This window comes from Bradyrhizobium sp. ERR14, from assembly GCF_014198235.1.
Lineage (GTDB): Bacteria > Pseudomonadota > Alphaproteobacteria > Rhizobiales > Xanthobacteraceae > Bradyrhizobium.
Genome location: NZ_JACIHD010000009.1, coordinates 121,938 through 138,457, shown reverse-complemented (window position 1 = coordinate 138,457; position 16,520 = coordinate 121,938). Strand labels below are relative to the sequence as shown.

Here is a 16,520-nt window from a genome sequence, read left to right as displayed (position 1 = left end):
ACAGCGTGGTGGCCGAGCACATCGAGCAGCGCCTTTTGCAGCCCAAACGTCTCGAGGAAGTTCTATCGGCTATCCTTAATCGCCGGAAAGCTCGCGCCGAGCGCCGAACGACGCATATTGCCGAATTGCGAAAGCGTGCGGCCGAGGCGGAAGCCAAGCTCAAGCGGCTGTACGACGCGATCGAAAACGGGATCGCTGACGTCTCCGATCCGCTGCTCAAGGAGCGCGTGACCGAGCTGAAGGGCATCCGGGATCAGGCCCGTGCTGACGCAGAGCGGGCCGAGGGCGCGCTTGATCGGGCTGGGCCAAGCATCACACCCCAAGCACTCAAGACCTTCGCCAGCCAGGCCCGCAGGCGGATGCGAACTGAGGCGGGCGGTTACCGCCGCGACCATCTGCGCGCCCTGGCCCAGCGGGTCGACGTGGACGCGAAAGAGGTTCGCATCATGGGATCGAAAAGCGTACTCCTGCGCACCCTTGTCGCTGCTTCGAGCGCAAAATCGGCAGGTTTTGGAGTGCCCAGTCTTGTACCGAAATGGCGCGCCCGGAACGATTCGAACGTCCGACCCTCAGATTCGTAGTCTGATGCTCTATCCAGCTGAGCTACGGGCGCGTTTTTCGCAAACAGCGCGGGCTTGGCCCGCAGGCAGCCCCCGGCAAAGCCGGAGGGGGTGCGAAAGAGCGCTCTGACTAACCGCTCTTGCCCCGATTGGCAAGGTCCGGGATGGGGAGATTTTGCAGGGAAATGACGGTTTGGATGTCATTCCGGGGCGATGCGCAGCGTCGAACCCGAAATCTTGCGCCAAAGCTCGGGAGGGTTCTCGCTACGCGAGCCCCGGAATGACGGGAGATTATAGGCCTCTGGCCGACTAGGCCCTCTGCCGCTCGTTGCGGATGGAGAGGAGCTCGACGGGGCGGTCGGGAATGACGATGCGGAAAGTGGCGCCGATGGTGCCTTCGACCAGGTGGATATCGCCGCCATGGGCGCGGACCAGCTCGGCGGCGATGGCGAGGCCAAGGCCGCTGCCGCCGGGGCGGCCGGAGGTCTGGAACGCCTCGAACAGGTGCTCCCGGGTCTTCGGGGGGACACCGGGGCCGGTATCGGAAACCTCGAGAATTGCGACCGCGCCCTCGCGTTTTCCCGTGATCCGGATCTGCTGCACCCCGCCCTCGCCGGAGGCGTGACTTTCCAGCGCCTGGGCGGCGTTGCGGACGAGGTTGAGCAGCACCCGGAACAGCTGATCGGGATCGGCATCGACCGCAAGCCCGCGATCGATCGCGGCGACCCAGGCGATCGAGGCGTCGGAGGCGAGGCCCGCGGTCTCGCGCACCTCCAGCACGACAGGCTCGATCAGGATCATGCGCCGGTCCGGTGCGGCCTCCTGGGCGCGGCCGTAGGACAGCGTCGACTGGCAGAAGGCGATGGCGCGCTCAAGCGAGCGCACCAGCTTTGGCGCAAAGCGCTGCACCCGCGGATCCGGCACGCTGGCGAGCTGGTCCGACAGCAGCTGGGCCGAGGCCAGAAGATTGCGCAGATCGTGGTTGATCTTGGACACGGCGAGGCCAAGGGCGGCGAGCCGGCTCTTCTGATGCAGCATCGACATCAAATCGCGCTGCATGTCCGACAATTCGCGCTCGGCGACCCCGATCTCGTCGCTGCGCTGGCTCGGCACGATGATCCCCGCTGAGCTTTCGGGGTTCTCGTGGAAGCCGACGAGGCTCGCGGTCAGCCGCCGCATCGGGCGCACGAAGAGATAATGAAGCGCGAGATAGACGAGGCCCGCGGTCAGCGCCGCGATGATCAGCGCGACCACCACGACGTTGCGGGAGAACCGGTACATCTGCTGCCGCAGCGGCAGCTCGTCGGTGACGATCTCGATGAACTGGGCATTGCCGACGCCGGGCCCGACGATGCGGATGGCCTGATTGCCGGTCTCCAGCATCATCCGGAACGAGCCGGTGATCGCCTCCCATGCCGTCATATCGCGCAGGTCGATGTCATGCTCGATGGCGGCCGGAATGTTGTCGCTGGCGAGCAGCCGGCGCTGCTGGCCCATCTTGATGGCGACGGCGCGGGCATTGATGCTCTTCAGGATCTGCCGCGACAGCGAATCAGGAACCATGCCGAGCGGCGCCGCATCGAGCACCAGCGCCGCGGTGTTGGCGGCGGCGACGCGGTCGTTCAGCCGATTGACCCAGAAGTTGGCGATGGCGGGCACATAGAGCAGGCTGGCCGCGATCATCACCAGGGGAACGGTGAGCAACAACAGCTTGCCGGACAGCCCGAGGCCGCGCGTCCCACGGGGGCGCATCGCCGGCTGGTCCGGCTGATCCTGATCCTGGATCGGCTGGAGGTCTGTCGCTGCCACGAAAGTCGCCCTCGCTGCCTTTGGCCGGTAAAGGATTGGCGGCATGAAGATGCGACCCGACCCCGGTCCGGTCAAATTACGGATCGCTAATCTGCCGAGGTGGGATGTAAGCGCTGATATCGCGAGTCGCCACCTCAAGGGTTAAAAACCCCGCACAAACAGCGATATTCACCGGAATCGTGCGCTTGTGCGGCGTTGACGAAAAGAAGGCACTCCCTTATAAGCCGCGCAAATTGTCCGCGATGACCCGGTGCGACACCGGGAGCGGCTCTCTTGGGGCCGGAAACGGCTCGTTTTGGGCCGCATCTTCCGGACTTTACCATCAATTCTACAGGCAAATTGCCCGGTCAGCGGAGAAAAACCCGTGAAGCGGACTTATCAACCCAGCAAACTGGTGCGCAAGCGCCGTCACGGCTTCCGTGCTCGTCTCGCCACTGCCGGCGGCCGCAAGGTTCTCGCCGCCCGCCGCGCCCGCGGCCGCAAGCGTCTGAGCGCCTGAGCCGGACCCCCTTTTCCGGGATTTCATCATGGATCGGCTGAGGCAGCGGGCGGATTTCCTCGCCGTTGCCAATGGCGCGCGGGTGAACAGTCCCGCGTTCGTCCTGCAAAGCCGCCCCCGCGATGACGGCGGCCCGATCCGGATTGGCTTCACCGTTACCAAAAAGAACGGCAACGCCCCCGCGCGCAATCGTATCCGGCGCCGGCTTCGCGAATTGGTGAAGCGGCTCGATCCGGTGTCGATGCAGCCCCATCATGATTATGTCCTGGTCGGACGAAGCGGCGCGCTCTCGCGCGACTTCGCCACCATGCTCGACGATCTGCGCATGGCGTTCACGAAGCCGGCGCGGCATACGGCCAAGGGACCTGCGAAGGGACGCAGCCCGAGGACTGACCGTACCGGGCCCCGCCCCGCTCCTGCTGCCAGCCGCAAACCGGATTGATGACGAGACCCCAGAGATGACCGACAATCGCAATACCATCCTCGCCGTCATTCTGTCGGGCCTCGTCCTGATCGCCTGGCAATATTTCTACAATGTTCCGCAGATGGAGAAGCAGCGCGCCCAGCAGCAGACGCAGGCCGAGCTCCAGAAGACCACGCCGCAGCCGTCGGCCTCCGCGACGCCGGGCGCGGCGCCGCAGCAGCCGGGCAACGCCGCTCAGCCGGCAACGCCGGGCGCGAACCAGCAGGCCCAGCCCGTGGTGGCGCGCGAGGCCGCCATTGCAGCCAGCCCGCGCGTGAAGATCGACACGCCGCGGATTGCCGGCAGCATCGCGCTGAAGGGCGGCCGCATCGACGACATCGCGCTGGTGCAATTCCGCGAAACGGTCGATCCGAAATCGCCGCCGATCATCCTCTATTCGCCCTCGGGCACCGCGGAGCCCTATTACGCCGAATTCGGCTGGGTGGCGGCAACGGGCGTGACGGCGAAGATGCCTGATGCCCAGACCGTCTGGCAGCAGGACGGCAGCGGCAGCCTGACGCCGACGACGCCGGTGGTGCTGAAATGGGAGAATGGCGATGGCCTCACCTTCCGCCGCACCATCGCAGTCGACGACCATTATCTCTTCACCATCAAGGACGAGGTGAGCAATGTCGGCAATGCGCCGGTTACGCTCTATCCGTTCGCGCTGATCTCGCGCCACGGTGCGCCGCAGGTCTCCGGCTACTACATCCTGCATGAAGGCCTGATCGGCTATCTCGGCGACCAGGGCCTGCAGGAATATGCCTACAAGAAGATCGACGAAAGCAAGAAGGTGGACTTCAAGGTCACCAACGGCTGGCTCGGCATCACTGACAAGTACTGGGCCTCGGCGCTGCTGCCCGATACCAATGCCCAGTTGCAGGCGCGCTTCTCGTCGAACCCATCCGGCAACGTCCACACCTACCAGACCGACTACCTGCTCGACCCCGTCACCGTCGCGATCGGCGGCACTGCGACCGCGAACGCGCGGCTGTTCGCCGGCGCCAAGGAAGCCGGCGTGGTCGGCGTATTCCCGTTCGCCGGCCTCGGCGGCTACAACAAGGAGCTGGGGCTGAACCATTTCGATCTCTTGATCGACTGGGGCTGGTTCTACTTCATCACCAAGCCGATGTTCCTCGGCCTCGACTTCTTCTACCGCTTCTTCGGCAATTTCGGCATCTCGATCCTGCTCGTGACCGTGATCGTGAAGCTGCTGTTCTTCCCGCTGGCGAACAAGTCCTACGCCTCGATGGCGAAGATGAAGTCGGTTCAACCGCAGCTTCAGGCGCTCAAGGAGCGCTACCCCGACGACAAGGTGAAGCAGCAGCAGGAGATGATGGAGATCTACCGCAAGGAGAAGATCAATCCGGTCGCCGGCTGTCTTCCCGTGCTGATCCAGATCCCCGTGTTCTTCTCGCTCTACAAGGTGCTGTTCGTCACCATCGAGATGCGGCACGCGCCGTTCTACGGCTGGATCAAGGACCTCTCGGCGCCGGATCCGACCAACCTCTTCAACCTGTTCGGGCTGATCCCGTTCGATCCGACCACGATCCCGGTGTTCGGCCATTACCTCGCGCTCGGCATCTGGCCGATCATCATGGGCATCACGATGTGGTTCCAGATGAAGCTGAACCCGACGCCGCCGGATCCGACGCAGCAGATCATCTTCAACTGGATGCCGCTGATCTTCACCTTCATGCTGGCGGGCTTCCCGGCGGGCCTCGTGATCTACTGGGCCTGGAACAACCTGCTCTCGGTGATCCAGCAGAGCTACATCATGCGCCGCAACGGGGTGAAGGTGGAGCTTTTCGACAATCTCAAGGCGACGTTCGCGAAGAAGGCGACGTAAGTCTCACACTCTGTCATTCCGGGATGGTGCGAAGCACCAGACCCGGAATCTCGAGATTCTCAAGTGCGCAATAGCGCACCAGAGCTCGATGCTTCGCATCGCCCCGGAATGACAGGAAGCAAAGAGCTTCGCATGACCGACGACAAAGATGCGAAGCTGATCGAGGCCGGGCGGAAGCTGTTCGCACGCGACTGGCAGTTCATCTGGGCCTCGCCCTCGATCCAGACGCTGCCGCCGATGGCGGGGCTGGAAGTCGCCTTTGCCGGGCGCTCCAATGTCGGCAAGTCGAGCCTGATCAACGCGCTGACGGGGCGCAACGCGCTGGCGCGCACCTCGCATACGCCGGGACGCACCCAGGAGCTGATCTTCTTCGAGGTGCCCGGCAAGACCGACCTGCGCCTGGTCGACATGCCCGGCTACGGCTATGCCAAAGCGCCCAAGAGCCAGGTCGCGTCCTGGACCGAGCTGATCCACAAATTCCTGCTGGGACGCGCCTCGCTTGCGCGCGTCTACGTGCTGATCGACGCGCGGCATGGCCTCAAGGAGGTCGACCTCGAGGTCCTCAAGACGCTCGACCGCTCGGCGGTCAGCTACCAGATCGTGCTGACCAAGGCCGACCAGGTGAAGGCCTCCGAGCTGCAATCGCGCATCGCCGAGAGCGAGGCGGCGCTGGCCAAGCATCCGGCCGCCTTCCCGAACGTGCTCGCGACCTCGTCACGCAGCTCGACCGGCATGGAGAGCTTGCGCGCCGCGATGGCCAAGCTGCTGGAAGAGCGGGCCTCGTGATGGTGGCGCAGCGCCTGCTGATCGGGCTTGCCGGCTTGATGGGCGCCGCCGGCGTCGCGCTGGCCGCCGCCTCGGCGCATGGCGGCGATGCGAGCCGGCTGGCCTCGGCCAGCGCGATGCTGCTGTTTCATGCAACTGCCATACTTGCAGCTGTCGCCTTGCTCGCGCGCGGCCTTCTGCACGGCGGAATTGGCCTGATCGGCGCATTCGGCTTCGTGATCGGCGCCATGCTGTTCGCGGGCGACCTCACCTTGCGGCAATTTGCCGGACACTCACTGTTTCCGATGGCGGCGCCGACGGGCGGGACGGTGATGATTTTGGGCTGGCTGGCGGTGAGTGCGGCGGCGGTGGCGGCGAGGAAGTGATACGCCTTCTTACCCTCCCCTGGAGGGGGAGGGTCGCCAGGCATGCAGCGAAGCGAAATGCGTAGCGGGGTGGGGTGACAGTCTCTCCATAGAAGTAGTGCCCGTGTGGAGAGATCACCCCACCCCGCTCGCGCTACGCGCGATCGACCCTCCCCCTCCAGGGGAGGGTAAGAACGAACACCACACTTTGCGCCACGCCCGCCAATCGGATAGAACGCAGGCCGCTCCAGTCCCGCCAGCGAGATCCGCGACATGACCGACATCTCCCCGCTCGACCAGGCCCGCATCCTGTCGGAAGCGCTGCCGCATATGCAGCAGTATGACGAGGAAACCATCGTCATCAAATATGGCGGCCATGCCATGGGCGACGAGGAGACCGCGAAGAATTTTGCCCGCGACATCGTGCTGCTGGAGCAGACCGCGATCAATCCGGTGGTGGTGCATGGCGGCGGGCCGCAGATCGCGACCATGCTCAAGCGTCTCGGCATCGTCTCGGAATTCGCCGCCGGCCTGCGCATCACCGATGCGGCGACCATCGAGATCGTCGAGATGGTGCTCGCCGGCTCCGTCAACAAGCAGATCGTCGGCTACATCAACGAGGCCGGCGGCAAGGCCGTGGGGCTGTCCGGCAAGGACGGCAACATGGTGAAGGCGTCGAAGACGACGCGCACCATCATCGATCCGGGCTCGAACATCGAGAAGGCAATCGATCTCGGCTTCGTCGGCGACCCCGAGAAGGTCGACCTCACGCTGCTCAACCAGCTGATCGGCTACGAGCTGATCCCGGTGCTGGCGCCGCTCGCAACCTCGAAGGAAGGCCAGACGCTGAACATCAATGCCGACACTTTTGCCGGTGCGGTTGCCGGCGCGCTGAAGGCCAAGCGGCTGTTGCTGCTCACCGACGTGCCCGGCGTGCTCGACAAGTCGAAGAAGCTGATCCCGCAATTGTCGGTGAAGGATGCCCGCAAGCTGATCGCCGACGGCACCATTTCCGGCGGCATGATCCCGAAGGTCGAGACCTGCATCTATGCGCTCGAGCAGGGCGTCGAGGGCGTCGTCATCATCGACGGCAAGATGCAGCACGCCGTGCTGCTCGAGCTCTTCACCAACCAGGGCACGGGAACACTGATCCACAAGTGAGAGACGAGCGGACAAAGAAAACCGTCATGGCCGGGCTTGTCCCGGCCATCCACGATCTTTCGATCCGCGCCAAGAACGTGGATGGCCGGGACAAGCCCGGCCATGACGAGCGGAGAGAGCGGAGAAATCGCCGCTCGCCCCTGACCCGCTTCCTGATGGCGTTGCCGGCGGCGGCCGTCTCGTTCCTGTTCTCCTCGGTGCCGGCCTTCGCCGATCTGAAGATCTGCAACCGCATGTCCTACGTCGTCGAGGCCGCGATCGGCATCGACGACAAGGCGGCGACCGCGACGCGCGGCTGGTTCAGGGTCGATCCCGCCACCTGCCGCGTGGTCGTGCAGGGCACGCTGACCGCCGACCGCATCCTGCTCAATGCCCGCGCGCTCGGTGTCTATGGCGCCTCCCCGATCCCGCAGAACGGCAGCGACATGCTCTGTGTCGCGCAGGACAATTTCGTCATTGCTGCGGCCCGGCAATGCCGCACTGGCCAGATCCAGGCCGCGTTTACGCAAGTCACCCCGACGCAAAGCGCGGACGGCAACCTCATTGCCTATCTCGCCGAGGATTCCGAATATGACGACGAGCAGGCCCGCCTCGCCGGCATCCAGCGGCTGTTGGTCATTGCGGGCTACGTCGCCGCGCCGATCGACGGCGTCGACGGGCCGAAGACGCAGGCAGCCCTGGCCGCGTTCCTGAAGAGCCGCGGATTGTCCTCGGACATCGTGGGCTCGCAAAACTTCTTCAAGACCATGGTCGATGCGGTGCAGACGCCGTCCGCGACCGGCCTCACCTGGTGCAACGATACGCCGCACAAGGTGATGGCGGCGATCGCGACCGACGACGGCAAGTCCGTGACCAGCCGCGGCTGGTATCGCATCGATCCCAAGACGTGCCTGCATCCTGACGTGTCCGGCCAGCCGAAGCAGATCTTCAGCTTCGCGGAGGCCGTCGGCGCCGACAACCGCGCCGTCAAGCTGAAGGACCGGCCGCTGAACTGGGGCGGCGACAGGCAGCTCTGCACACGCGAGACCAAGTTCGAGACCGTTGAGCAGACCGATTGCGGCGCGCGCGGTTTCGGGGCGACGGGATTTGGCGCGGTGGACATGTCGAGCGGCGGCAAGACGCTCCGCTTTGCGGTGCCGTGATGGTGTTGCTGTGATGGTCGCGGCGCCACAAACTCCGCTGTCGTCCCTGCGAATGCAGGGACCCATAACCACAGGGAGTGGTTGTGGCGCGAAGCTGGTCACCCCGAATCTTCGCCAAACCACTCCCTGTGGTGATGGGTCCCGGATCGCGCTTCGCTTGTCCGGGACGACGAGCTGAGAATGTTGATATGAACCAACCCCGCACCTTTGCCCATGTCGACACCTGGGTATTCGACCTCGACAACACGCTGTATCCGCATCACGTCAATCTGTGGCAGCAGGTCGATGTGCGGATCACCGAGTTCGTGTCGAGCTGGCTGCAGGTGACGCCGACGGAAGCGCGAAAACTGCAGAAGGATTATTACCTGCGTTTCGGCACCACGATGCGCGGCATGATGACCCTGCATGGCGTGTCCGCCGACGACTATCTCGCCTACGTCCACAAGATCGACCATTCGCCACTGGAGCCGAACCCTGCGCTCGGCGAGGCCATCGCAAAATTAACGGGGCGCAAGCTGATCCTGACCAATGGCTCGGTCGACCATGTCGATGCGGTGCTGGCGCGTCTCGGCCTGGCAACGCATTTCGACGGCGTGTTCGACATCATCGCCGCCCAGTTCGAGCCGAAGCCGGCGGCGCAGACCTATCAGAAATTCCTCGCCGACCACGCGGTCGATCCGACCCGCGCCGCCATGTTCGAGGACCTCGCCCGCAACCTCACCGTACCGCACCAGCTCGGCATGACCACCGTGCTGGTGGTGCCGGACGGAACGAAGGAGGTGGTGCGGGAGGATTGGGAACTGGAAGGCCGGGATGCTGCCCATGTCGACCACGTCACGGATGATCTGACGGGGTTTTTAGCGGGGTTGTCGCCCAAATAACCGCTGTCGTCCCGGGCTCGCTTCGCGCCCCGGGACGACAGCGGAGTATGCCTTGACTCTCCCCCGCCAAATCCCGAAAAAGCGCTCCAATTCACACGAAACCACGCCTTCCCCCAGAGGAAATCCCGATGTCTCTTGCAGCCCTCGAATCCACCATCAACAGTGCCTTCGACGCGCGTGACGGCATCTCGACGTCGACCAGGGGTGAGGTGCGCGAAGCCGTGGACCAGGCGCTGGAGACCCTGGACAGGGGTGAGGCACGCGTTGCCGAGCGCGGGGCCGACGGCAAGTGGAAGGTCAATCAATGGCTGAAGAAGGCGGTGCTGCTGTCGTTCCGCCTCAACGACATGGACGTCATTCCCGGCGGCCCCGGCCAGGCGAGCTGGTGGGACAAGGTGCCCTCGAAGTTCGAAGGTTGGGGCCCGAACCGCTTTCGCGACGCCGGTTTTCGCGCGGTGCCTGGCGCCGTCGTCCGCCGCTCGGCCTTCATCGCCAAGAACGTCGTGCTGATGCCGTCCTTCGTCAATCTCGGCGCCTATGTCGATGAGAGCACCATGGTCGACACCTGGGCCACGGTCGGCTCCTGCGCCCAGATCGGCAAGCGCGTGCACATCTCCGGCGGCGCCGGCATCGGCGGCGTGCTCGAGCCGCTCCAGGCCGAGCCCGTGATCATCGAGGACGATTGCTTCATCGGCGCGCGCTCCGAGGTCGCCGAGGGCGTGATCGTGCGCAAGGGCGCGGTGCTGGCGATGGGCGTGTTCCTGGGCGCCTCGACCAAGATCGTGGACCGCGAGACCGGCGAGGTCTTCATCGGCGAAGTGCCCGAATATTCGGTGGTGGTGCCCGGCGCGCTGCCCGGCAAGCCGATGAAGAACGGCCAGATCGGCCCGAGCACCGCCTGCGCCGTCATCGTCAAGCGCGTCGACGAGCGCACGCGCTCCAAGACCAGCATCAACGAGCTGCTGCGGGATTGAGCTAGAGCGACGATCCCAGACCCATCCCCGTCACCCTGAGGTGGCCGCTCCTTCAGCGGCCCTCGAAGGGCGACGGCCCGGCTGGCGGCGACATCGCGGGCCGTTCATCCTTCGAGGCTCCCGGCGCGATGCTTTGCATCGCGCCACTCGCACCTCAGGATGACGGGTTCGAACCCCCTCTCCCTCCATCGCGACCAATCTTCGGGCGGCTCCTCCCGCCCGGAGCCGTTCGCATGGACTGGACCTGGTATCTGTTCCGCTTCGACGGTCGCATCAACCGCGCGCTGCTGTGGCAGGCGCTGCTGATCGTCGCGCTGCTGGCGGGCTTGCTGGAGATTGCCGGTCAAGTCATCGGAATCGTCGGAGGGACGAGGTCCACCCTAAAGCTCGGAATTGAGCTCGATTTCGACTTCGGACTCGACGGCCTCTTCAAGCTTATCGACCCCCGCGTCTCCCACGCGCTGGCATCAGCTGATCTCGCGGGCTCGATCCTCAAGGCGTCCGGCATGGCGCTGTTCTTCTGGATCTATCTCGCGACGGCGATCAAGCGACTCCATGACCGCGACAAGAGCGGCTGGTGGATCGTTCCGTTCTTCTTCCTGCCCGGCCTGTTCAGCCAGTTCGCCGACCTGCTGCCCAAATCAAGCTGGATATTTTCGCTCAACCTGACTGCCGCACTGCTATGGTTGTGGGGCCTCGTCGAAATGTTCTGCCGGTCCGGCACTGCGGGCCACAACCGCTTCGGCCCCGATCCGCTCGGCGACTTTGACGATGGCTCCGCATCCGCCGCTCCCCCTGCGAAAAGCTGGGACCAGAGCCGCGAGATCGAAATTGTCCCGCCCCGCGCTAGCCCACCCGGCGGCATGCATGTTAAGCGGGGCGCATGACCGATGCTCTGTCCATTGCCCGCGATCTGATCCGCTGCCCCTCGGTAACCCCTGAAGATGCCGGTGCGCTCCGGGTGCTCGAAAAAGCCCTCACCGCCGCCGGCTTCACTTGCCACCGCGTGACCTTCAGCGAGGAAGGCACTGCCGACGTCGACAATCTCTATGCGCGGATCGGCACTGAAGGCCCGCACATCACCTTTGCCGGCCACACCGACGTGGTACCAGCAGGTGACGAGAGCGCCTGGAGCGTCGGTGCGTTCTCCGGTGAGGTAAGGGACGGCGTCCTGCACGGCCGCGGCGCGGTCGACATGAAGGGCGGCATCGCCTGCTCGGTCGCGGCTGTCCTGGAGCATCTCGCCGCCAATGGCGGCCAGCCGCGCAGCGACGGAAAGGGCTCAATCTCGTTCCTGATTACGGGCGACGAGGAAGACGTCTCCATCAACGGCACCATCAAGCTGTTGAAATGGACGGCCGAGCGCGGCGAAAAATTCGACCATTGCGTGCTGGGCGAGCCCTCCAATGTCGAGACGCTCGGCGACACCATCAAGGTCGGCCGCCGCGGCTCGCAATCCGGCACGCTGTACGTGGATGGCGTGCAGGGCCATGTCGCCTATCCGCACCGCGCCTCCAATCCGGTGCCTGACATCGCCAGGCTGATCGTGGCGATCTCCGACGAGCCGCTCGACCATGGCAGCGCGCAATTCCAGGCCTCCAATCTCGAGTTCACCTCGGTCGATGTCGGGAACAAAGCTAACAACGTGATCCCCGGCGAGGCCCGCGCCAAGTTCAATATCCGCTACAACGACAACCACACCCAGGCCTCCTTGCGCGAGCTGGTCGAGACGCGGCTGACAAAAGCCTGCGGCAACCGCATCAAGGCCCGCATCGTCTGGGAGCCCTCGAACTCCAACGTGTTCGTCACCAAGCCCGGCCCGTTCACCGATCTCGCGGTGTCCGCGATCGAGGAGGTGACGAGGCGGAAGCCCGAGCTGTCGACGTCAGGCGGCACGTCGGACGCGCGCTTCATCTCGAGCTATTGCCCGGTGATCGAATTCGGGCTGGTCGGCCAGACCATGCATCAGGTCGATGAACGGGTGCCGGTTAAGGATCTGGAGAAGCTGACGCAGGTCTATCGCGGGATTTTGACGCGGTATTTTGCTTAATACTCCGCTGTCATCGCCCGGCCAGTGCGCAATTGCGCACTAGGACCGGGCGATCCAGTATTCCAGAGACGATAGTGATCGAACCGAAAGGCCGCGGCGTACTGGATGCCCCGGTCAAGCCGGGGCATGACAGCGAGGGTGTGGAGAGAGCGCGCAGTCTCTGCGCTCTCACACCTCTAATAATCCACCTTCATCAGATACAGCCCATCCGGCGGGGCGACGATGCCGCAGGCGGCGCGGTTGCGCGCCTCCAGCGCTGCGGAGAGATCGTCGGCGGTCCAGCGGCCCTCGCCGACCCAGACCAGCGAGCCCACCATCGAGCGCACCTGGCTGTGCAGGAACGAGCGCGCCGAGGTGACAATGGTGATGTCGCGGCCGTCACGCAGCACGTCGAGCTGGTCGAGCGTCTTCTCCGGCGATTTGGCCTGGCACTCGGTGTCGCGGAACGTGGTGAAATCGTGCTTGCCGAGCAGGCGCTGTGCCGCCGCATGCATCGCGTCGGCATCGAGCCGGCGCGGCACGCGCCAGGCGTGGCCGATGTCGAGCGCGAGATTGGCGCGGGTGTTGACGATGCGGTAGCGGTAGTGGCGCTTCACCGCCGAGAAGCGCGCTTCGAAGGTGTCAGGCACGATCTCCGCCTCCAGCACCGCGATCGGATGCGGGCGCAGATGCGCGTTGAGCCCGTCGCGAAACCGGCCCGGCGGAAACTGCTTGTCGATGTCGACATGCGCGACCTGGCCACGCGCGTGCACGCCGGCATCGGTGCGGCCGGCGCCGTGCACCCGCAAATCCGCGCCGGTCATCGCCTTCACGGCCGCCTCCAGCGCGCCCTGCACCGAGGGCAGCGTGTCCTGGATCTGCCAGCCGAAAAACGGCGCGCCGTCATATTCGATGGTGAGCTTGTAGCGGGGCATCGCTGATTAGTTGAACCTCGCTCCCGCCTTCAACGGCACGCCGCGCAGGAAGTCCGCGGCCTGCATCCGGCCCTTGCCCTCGCGCTGGAGCTCGATGATGCGGATGGCGCCCTCGCCGCAGGCGATGGTGAGCTTGTCATCGAGCACTTCGCCCGGCGCGCCCGACCCCTTTGCCAATTCACACCGCAGGATCTTGACGCGCGCATTCTCGCTGACGCCGGCAAGCTCGGCCCATGCGCCGGGAAACGGCGACAGGCCGTGGATGTGGCGCAGCACCGCGCGCGCCGGCCCCGTCCAGTCGATCCGCGCCTCGGCCTTGTCGATCTTGGCGGCGTAGGTGACGCCGTCCTCGCTCTGCTTCTTGAGCTGGAGCCCATCGCGGGCGAGTGCGGCCATCGCGCGCACCATGAGATCGGCGCCGAGGCGGGAGAGACGATCGTGCAAATCGAGTGCAGTCATATTGTCGGTGATCGCGAGCCGCTCGGCCATGGCGACATCGCCGGTGTCGAGGCCGACATCCATCCTCATCACCATCGCGCCGCTCTCGGCATCATCAGCCATGATCGCACGGTTGATCGGCGCTGCGCCGCGCCAGCGCGGCAGCAGCGAGGCGTGCAGATTGTAGCAGCCGAGTTTTGGCGCATCGAGGATCGCCTGCGGCAGGATCATGCCGTAGGCGACGACCACGGCGGCATCGGCGTCGAACGCGCTGAACTCGTCGAGCGCTTCCTGGGTCTTCAGCGTCTTCGGCGTCAGCACGGGAATGCCGAGCTTTCGCGCAGCTTCTTCGACCGGGGTCGGCTGCAATTGCAGGCCGCGCCGCCCGCCGGGCTTCGGCGCGCGGGTGTAGACGGCGACGATCTTATGGCCGTGCGCGACCAGCTCGAGCAGCGTCGGCACGGAGAAATCGGGCGTGCCCATGAAGATCAGGCGGAGGGGCATGACAAGGACTCGATGCGTTCCCTCCCCACAAGGGGGGAGGGCTAGGGAGAGGGGTGCCACACGACGCGCTCTTTCGGGACAAGCGTTCGCGGCACGCACTCGATTCAGATGACGGATAGACTTCCGCCTGGGCTACCCCTCTCCCCCGCCCTCCCCCCTTGTGGGGAGGGAGCACAGGGGAATGCGGGCAGCACCAAAACTCACTCCGCGCGCTTGGCGGCTTTCTCGAACTTCTTCATGACGCGGTCGCGCTTGAGCTTCGACAGATAGTCGACGAACAGGACACCGTTGAGGTGGTCGATCTCGTGCTGGATGCAGGTGGCATAGAGGCCTTCGGCGTCCTCCTCGTGCACCTTGCCGTCGAGATCGGTGAAGCGGACGCGCACCTTCGCAGGGCGCTCGACCTCCTCGTAATATTCGGGGATCGAGAGGCAGCCTTCCTCGTAGACCGACAGCTCCTCGGACGAGGCGATGATCTCGGGATTGATGAAGACGCGCGGAAGCGGCGTGGTCTCGCCGTTCTCGTCGCGCTTGGCGAGGTCCATGGTGATCAGCCGCAGCGGCTGCGCGATCTGGATCGCGGCGAGGCCAATGCCGGGCGCGTCGTACATGGTCTCGAACATGTCGTCGGCAAGCTTGCGGATCTCCGAGGTGACCTTCTCGATCGGCTTGGAGACCAGACGCAGCTGCCTGTCGGGCAGGATGATGATTTCTCTGAGGGCCATGGCCGCGATTTAAGCCCCGCGCCGGGTGCGGTCAATGCGGCCGGGAACCCCGTTAACTCTCCGCTAACCATAAAACTTCGCTTTTCATTAACCATGAAAATTAGGGGACCATTAACCGTCAACGTTCCCTCTTCGTTCGCTGGAGCCAGCGAATCGGCTAGAAGGGCGGCATGAACGAGATCATTTTCATGTTGGGCGACTGGCCGGTGCGCACGATCGATGCGCTGATCGGCTTCGGCGCGCTCGTCCTCATCCTCCTGGTGGTCATCGCCGTCGTGATCGCCCGCTCGGGCCGACGCGGCGCGGAACTCGCGATGGCGCACGCGATCCGGGCCGACGAGCTCGAGGAGCGCCTCAGCGAGGTGCTGCGCGCCCAGAGCGAATCCTCAGGGCGGGTCGACGCCATGACCCAGGCGCTGGCGGGACGCCAGGCCGAGATGGCGCGCGCGGTCAACGAGCGGCTGGATTCGGTGACCCATCGCGTCGGCCAGTCGATGGAACATTCGACCCGCAACACCATGGAGAGCCTGCGCGCACTGCACGAGCGGCTCGGCATCATCGACAGCGCCCACAAGAACCTCACCGATCTCACCACCCAGGTCACGACCCTGCGCGACGTGCTCGCCAACAAGCAGTCGCGCGGCGCCTTCGGCCAGGCGCGGATGGAGGCGATCGTCCAGGACGGTCTGCCGAAGGGCGCCTACGAGTTCCAGTTCACGCTCTCGACGGGAAAGCGGCCGGACTGCGTCGTGTTCCTGCCCGACCAGCGCCCGCTCTGCATCGACGCGAAATTTCCGCTGGAGGCGATGACGGCGCTGCACGACGCCCGCACCGACGAGGAGCGGCGCGTCGCCACGCAGCGGCTGCGCGGCGACGTGATGAAGCATGTCAGCGACATCGCGGAAAAATATCTCGTCACCGGCGAGACCCAGGAGATGGCGCTGATGTTCGTGCCGTCGGAATCGGTCTACGCCGAGATCCACGACGGTTTCGACGACGTGATCCAGAAGGCCTATCGCGCCCGCGTGGTGCTGGTGTCGCCCTCGCTCTTGATGCTCGCGATCCAGGTGATGCAGCAGATCATGAAGGACGCGCGCATGCGCGATGCCGCCGACCAGATTCAGACTGAAGTGATCAAGCTCGGCGACGATCTGGGACGCCTCAGGGATCGCGTGGTCAAATTGCAGAAACACTTTTCCGATGCGAACGAGGACGTCCGCCAGATCCTGATCTCCGCCGACAAGATCGAGAAGCGTGCCGGAAGGATTGAGGAGCTCGATTTCAGCAAGAGCGATGCGGAAGGGCCGCGGCTGGTGGCGACGGGCGCAAGTGAGCTGTTCCCGCGGAAGCTCCAGGCGGGGGAGTGACATCTTCACCTCTCCCCGCTTGCAGGGCGAGGTCGGATCGCCTCGGCGATGCAA

17 protein-coding genes and 1 tRNA gene are annotated in these 16,520 nt (G+C 64.9%); 12 read left to right on the top strand and 6 right to left on the bottom strand.

Translation table 11 applies throughout. From position 1 onward, the window contains the following. Nucleotides 1-62: 62 nt before the first annotated feature. The 3 genes from GGD62_RS41695 to GGD62_RS24585 form a co-directional block, all read right to left on the bottom strand. Nucleotides 63-395 (bottom strand): hypothetical protein, encoded by a 333-nt coding sequence (locus tag GGD62_RS41695; protein WP_312014287.1) that lies wholly within the window; start codon nucleotides 393-395, stop codon nucleotides 63-65. A 141-nt stretch (nucleotides 396-536) separates the two neighbouring features. Continuing rightward, nucleotides 537-613, bottom strand: a tRNA-Arg gene (locus GGD62_RS24590). Nucleotides 614-869: 256 nt separating this feature from the next. Next, a complete protein-coding gene (locus GGD62_RS24585; protein ID WP_092251795.1) occupies nucleotides 870-2,369 on the bottom strand; it encodes a HAMP domain-containing sensor histidine kinase in 1,500 nt (499 codons plus the stop codon). Between the two features lie 364 nt (nucleotides 2,370-2,733). Between GGD62_RS24585 and rpmH the strand changes: the two genes are divergently transcribed. From rpmH to dapE, 11 genes are all read left to right on the top strand, one after another. Further along, complete coding sequence (gene rpmH, locus GGD62_RS24580; RefSeq protein ID WP_008542748.1) at nucleotides 2,734-2,868, top strand: 50S ribosomal protein L34; 135 nt, start codon at nucleotides 2,734-2,736, stop codon at nucleotides 2,866-2,868. Between the two features lie 28 nt (nucleotides 2,869-2,896). Continuing rightward, entirely contained in the window at nucleotides 2,897-3,310 is a 414-nt protein-coding gene (gene rnpA, locus GGD62_RS24575) for a ribonuclease P protein component (RefSeq protein ID WP_018321165.1), read from the top strand. Between the two features lie 16 nt (nucleotides 3,311-3,326). Then, nucleotides 3,327-5,180: a membrane protein insertase YidC gene (gene yidC / locus GGD62_RS24570; protein WP_018321164.1), complete on the top strand. Its 1,854-nt coding sequence runs from the start codon at nucleotides 3,327-3,329 to the stop codon at nucleotides 5,178-5,180. Nucleotides 5,181-5,312: 132 nt separating this feature from the next. Beyond that, nucleotides 5,313-5,966 (top strand): ribosome biogenesis GTP-binding protein YihA/YsxC, encoded by a 654-nt coding sequence (gene yihA, locus GGD62_RS24565; RefSeq protein WP_183235615.1) that lies wholly within the window; start codon nucleotides 5,313-5,315, stop codon nucleotides 5,964-5,966. Beyond that, nucleotides 5,966-6,331, top strand: a complete 366-nt coding sequence (locus GGD62_RS24560) for a DUF423 domain-containing protein (RefSeq protein ID WP_177236889.1) — start codon at nucleotides 5,966-5,968, stop codon at nucleotides 6,329-6,331. Before yihA ends, GGD62_RS24560 begins: the two co-directional genes overlap by 1 nt. 252 nt (nucleotides 6,332-6,583) lie before the next feature. Next, nucleotides 6,584-7,471 carry an acetylglutamate kinase gene (gene argB, locus GGD62_RS24555; protein ID WP_018320775.1) on the top strand — a complete coding sequence of 296 codons (888 nt, stop codon included), beginning with the start codon at nucleotides 6,584-6,586 and terminating at the stop codon, nucleotides 7,469-7,471. A 155-nt stretch (nucleotides 7,472-7,626) separates the two neighbouring features. After that, entirely contained in the window at nucleotides 7,627-8,613 is a 987-nt protein-coding gene (locus tag GGD62_RS24550) for a DUF1036 domain-containing protein (protein WP_183710790.1), read from the top strand. Between the two features lie 188 nt (nucleotides 8,614-8,801). Beyond that, the gene (locus GGD62_RS24545) at nucleotides 8,802-9,494 is read left to right on the top strand and encodes a pyrimidine 5'-nucleotidase (protein WP_092251787.1); all 693 of its coding nucleotides are present in this window, start codon (nucleotides 8,802-8,804) and stop codon (nucleotides 9,492-9,494) included. Nucleotides 9,495-9,622: 128 nt separating this feature from the next. Next, nucleotides 9,623-10,468: a 2,3,4,5-tetrahydropyridine-2,6-dicarboxylate N-succinyltransferase gene (gene dapD, locus GGD62_RS24540; RefSeq protein ID WP_018320778.1), complete on the top strand. Its 846-nt coding sequence runs from the start codon at nucleotides 9,623-9,625 to the stop codon at nucleotides 10,466-10,468. A gap of 128 nt (nucleotides 10,469-10,596) precedes the next feature. Further along, nucleotides 10,597-11,355 carry a DUF805 domain-containing protein gene (locus GGD62_RS24535; RefSeq protein WP_312014286.1) on the top strand — a complete coding sequence of 253 codons (759 nt, stop codon included), beginning with the start codon at nucleotides 10,597-10,599 and terminating at the stop codon, nucleotides 11,353-11,355. After that, nucleotides 11,352-12,518, top strand: a complete 1,167-nt coding sequence (dapE, locus tag GGD62_RS24530; RefSeq protein WP_183710636.1) for a succinyl-diaminopimelate desuccinylase — start codon at nucleotides 11,352-11,354, stop codon at nucleotides 12,516-12,518. The genes GGD62_RS24535 and dapE overlap by 4 nt, the downstream gene beginning before the upstream one ends. Before the next feature lie 176 nt (nucleotides 12,519-12,694). On the opposite strand, the gene truA is transcribed toward dapE, so the two are convergent. From truA to def, 3 genes are all read right to left on the bottom strand, one after another. After that, nucleotides 12,695-13,432 (bottom strand): tRNA pseudouridine(38-40) synthase TruA, encoded by a 738-nt coding sequence (truA, locus tag GGD62_RS24525; RefSeq protein ID WP_183710635.1) that lies wholly within the window; start codon nucleotides 13,430-13,432, stop codon nucleotides 12,695-12,697. A gap of 6 nt (nucleotides 13,433-13,438) precedes the next feature. Beyond that, nucleotides 13,439-14,374: a methionyl-tRNA formyltransferase gene (gene fmt, locus GGD62_RS24520; protein WP_183710634.1), complete on the bottom strand. Its 936-nt coding sequence runs from the start codon at nucleotides 14,372-14,374 to the stop codon at nucleotides 13,439-13,441. Between the two features lie 200 nt (nucleotides 14,375-14,574). Further along, nucleotides 14,575-15,099: a peptide deformylase gene (def, locus tag GGD62_RS24515; protein WP_092251777.1), complete on the bottom strand. Its 525-nt coding sequence runs from the start codon at nucleotides 15,097-15,099 to the stop codon at nucleotides 14,575-14,577. A 170-nt stretch (nucleotides 15,100-15,269) separates the two neighbouring features. Between def and GGD62_RS24510 the strand changes: the two genes are divergently transcribed. Then, the gene (locus GGD62_RS24510) at nucleotides 15,270-16,466 is read left to right on the top strand and encodes a DNA recombination protein RmuC (protein WP_092251775.1); all 1,197 of its coding nucleotides are present in this window, start codon (nucleotides 15,270-15,272) and stop codon (nucleotides 16,464-16,466) included. Nucleotides 16,467-16,520 lie beyond the last annotated feature (54 nt).

What these genes read in the sequence shown, in the direction of transcription:
- GGD62_RS41695 (WP_312014287.1), bottom strand. Translation starts at nt 395, where the DNA reads ATGGTCGCGGCGGTAACCGCCCGCCTCAGTTCGCATCCGCCTGCGGGC.
- rnpA (WP_018321165.1), top strand. Translation starts at nt 2,897, where the DNA reads ATGGATCGGCTGAGGCAGCGGGCGGATTTCCTCGCCGTTGCCAATGGC.
- yidC (WP_018321164.1), top strand. Translation starts at nt 3,327, where the DNA reads ATGACCGACAATCGCAATACCATCCTCGCCGTCATTCTGTCGGGCCTC.
- yihA (WP_183235615.1), top strand. Translation starts at nt 5,313, where the DNA reads ATGACCGACGACAAAGATGCGAAGCTGATCGAGGCCGGGCGGAAGCTG.
- GGD62_RS24560 (WP_177236889.1), top strand. Translation starts at nt 5,966, where the DNA reads ATGGTGGCGCAGCGCCTGCTGATCGGGCTTGCCGGCTTGATGGGCGCC.
- argB (WP_018320775.1), top strand. Translation starts at nt 6,584, where the DNA reads ATGACCGACATCTCCCCGCTCGACCAGGCCCGCATCCTGTCGGAAGCG.
- GGD62_RS24550 (WP_183710790.1), top strand. Translation starts at nt 7,627, where the DNA reads ATGGCGTTGCCGGCGGCGGCCGTCTCGTTCCTGTTCTCCTCGGTGCCG.
- GGD62_RS24545 (WP_092251787.1), top strand. Translation starts at nt 8,802, where the DNA reads ATGAACCAACCCCGCACCTTTGCCCATGTCGACACCTGGGTATTCGAC.
- dapD (WP_018320778.1), top strand. Translation starts at nt 9,623, where the DNA reads ATGTCTCTTGCAGCCCTCGAATCCACCATCAACAGTGCCTTCGACGCG.
- GGD62_RS24535 (WP_312014286.1), top strand. Translation starts at nt 10,597, where the DNA reads ATGCTTTGCATCGCGCCACTCGCACCTCAGGATGACGGGTTCGAACCC.
- dapE (WP_183710636.1), top strand. Translation starts at nt 11,352, where the DNA reads ATGACCGATGCTCTGTCCATTGCCCGCGATCTGATCCGCTGCCCCTCG.
- truA (WP_183710635.1), bottom strand. Translation starts at nt 13,432, where the DNA reads ATGCCCCGCTACAAGCTCACCATCGAATATGACGGCGCGCCGTTTTTC.
- fmt (WP_183710634.1), bottom strand. Translation starts at nt 14,374, where the DNA reads ATGCCCCTCCGCCTGATCTTCATGGGCACGCCCGATTTCTCCGTGCCG.
- def (WP_092251777.1), bottom strand. Translation starts at nt 15,099, where the DNA reads ATGGCCCTCAGAGAAATCATCATCCTGCCCGACAGGCAGCTGCGTCTG.
- GGD62_RS24510 (WP_092251775.1), top strand. Translation starts at nt 15,270, where the DNA reads ATGAACGAGATCATTTTCATGTTGGGCGACTGGCCGGTGCGCACGATC.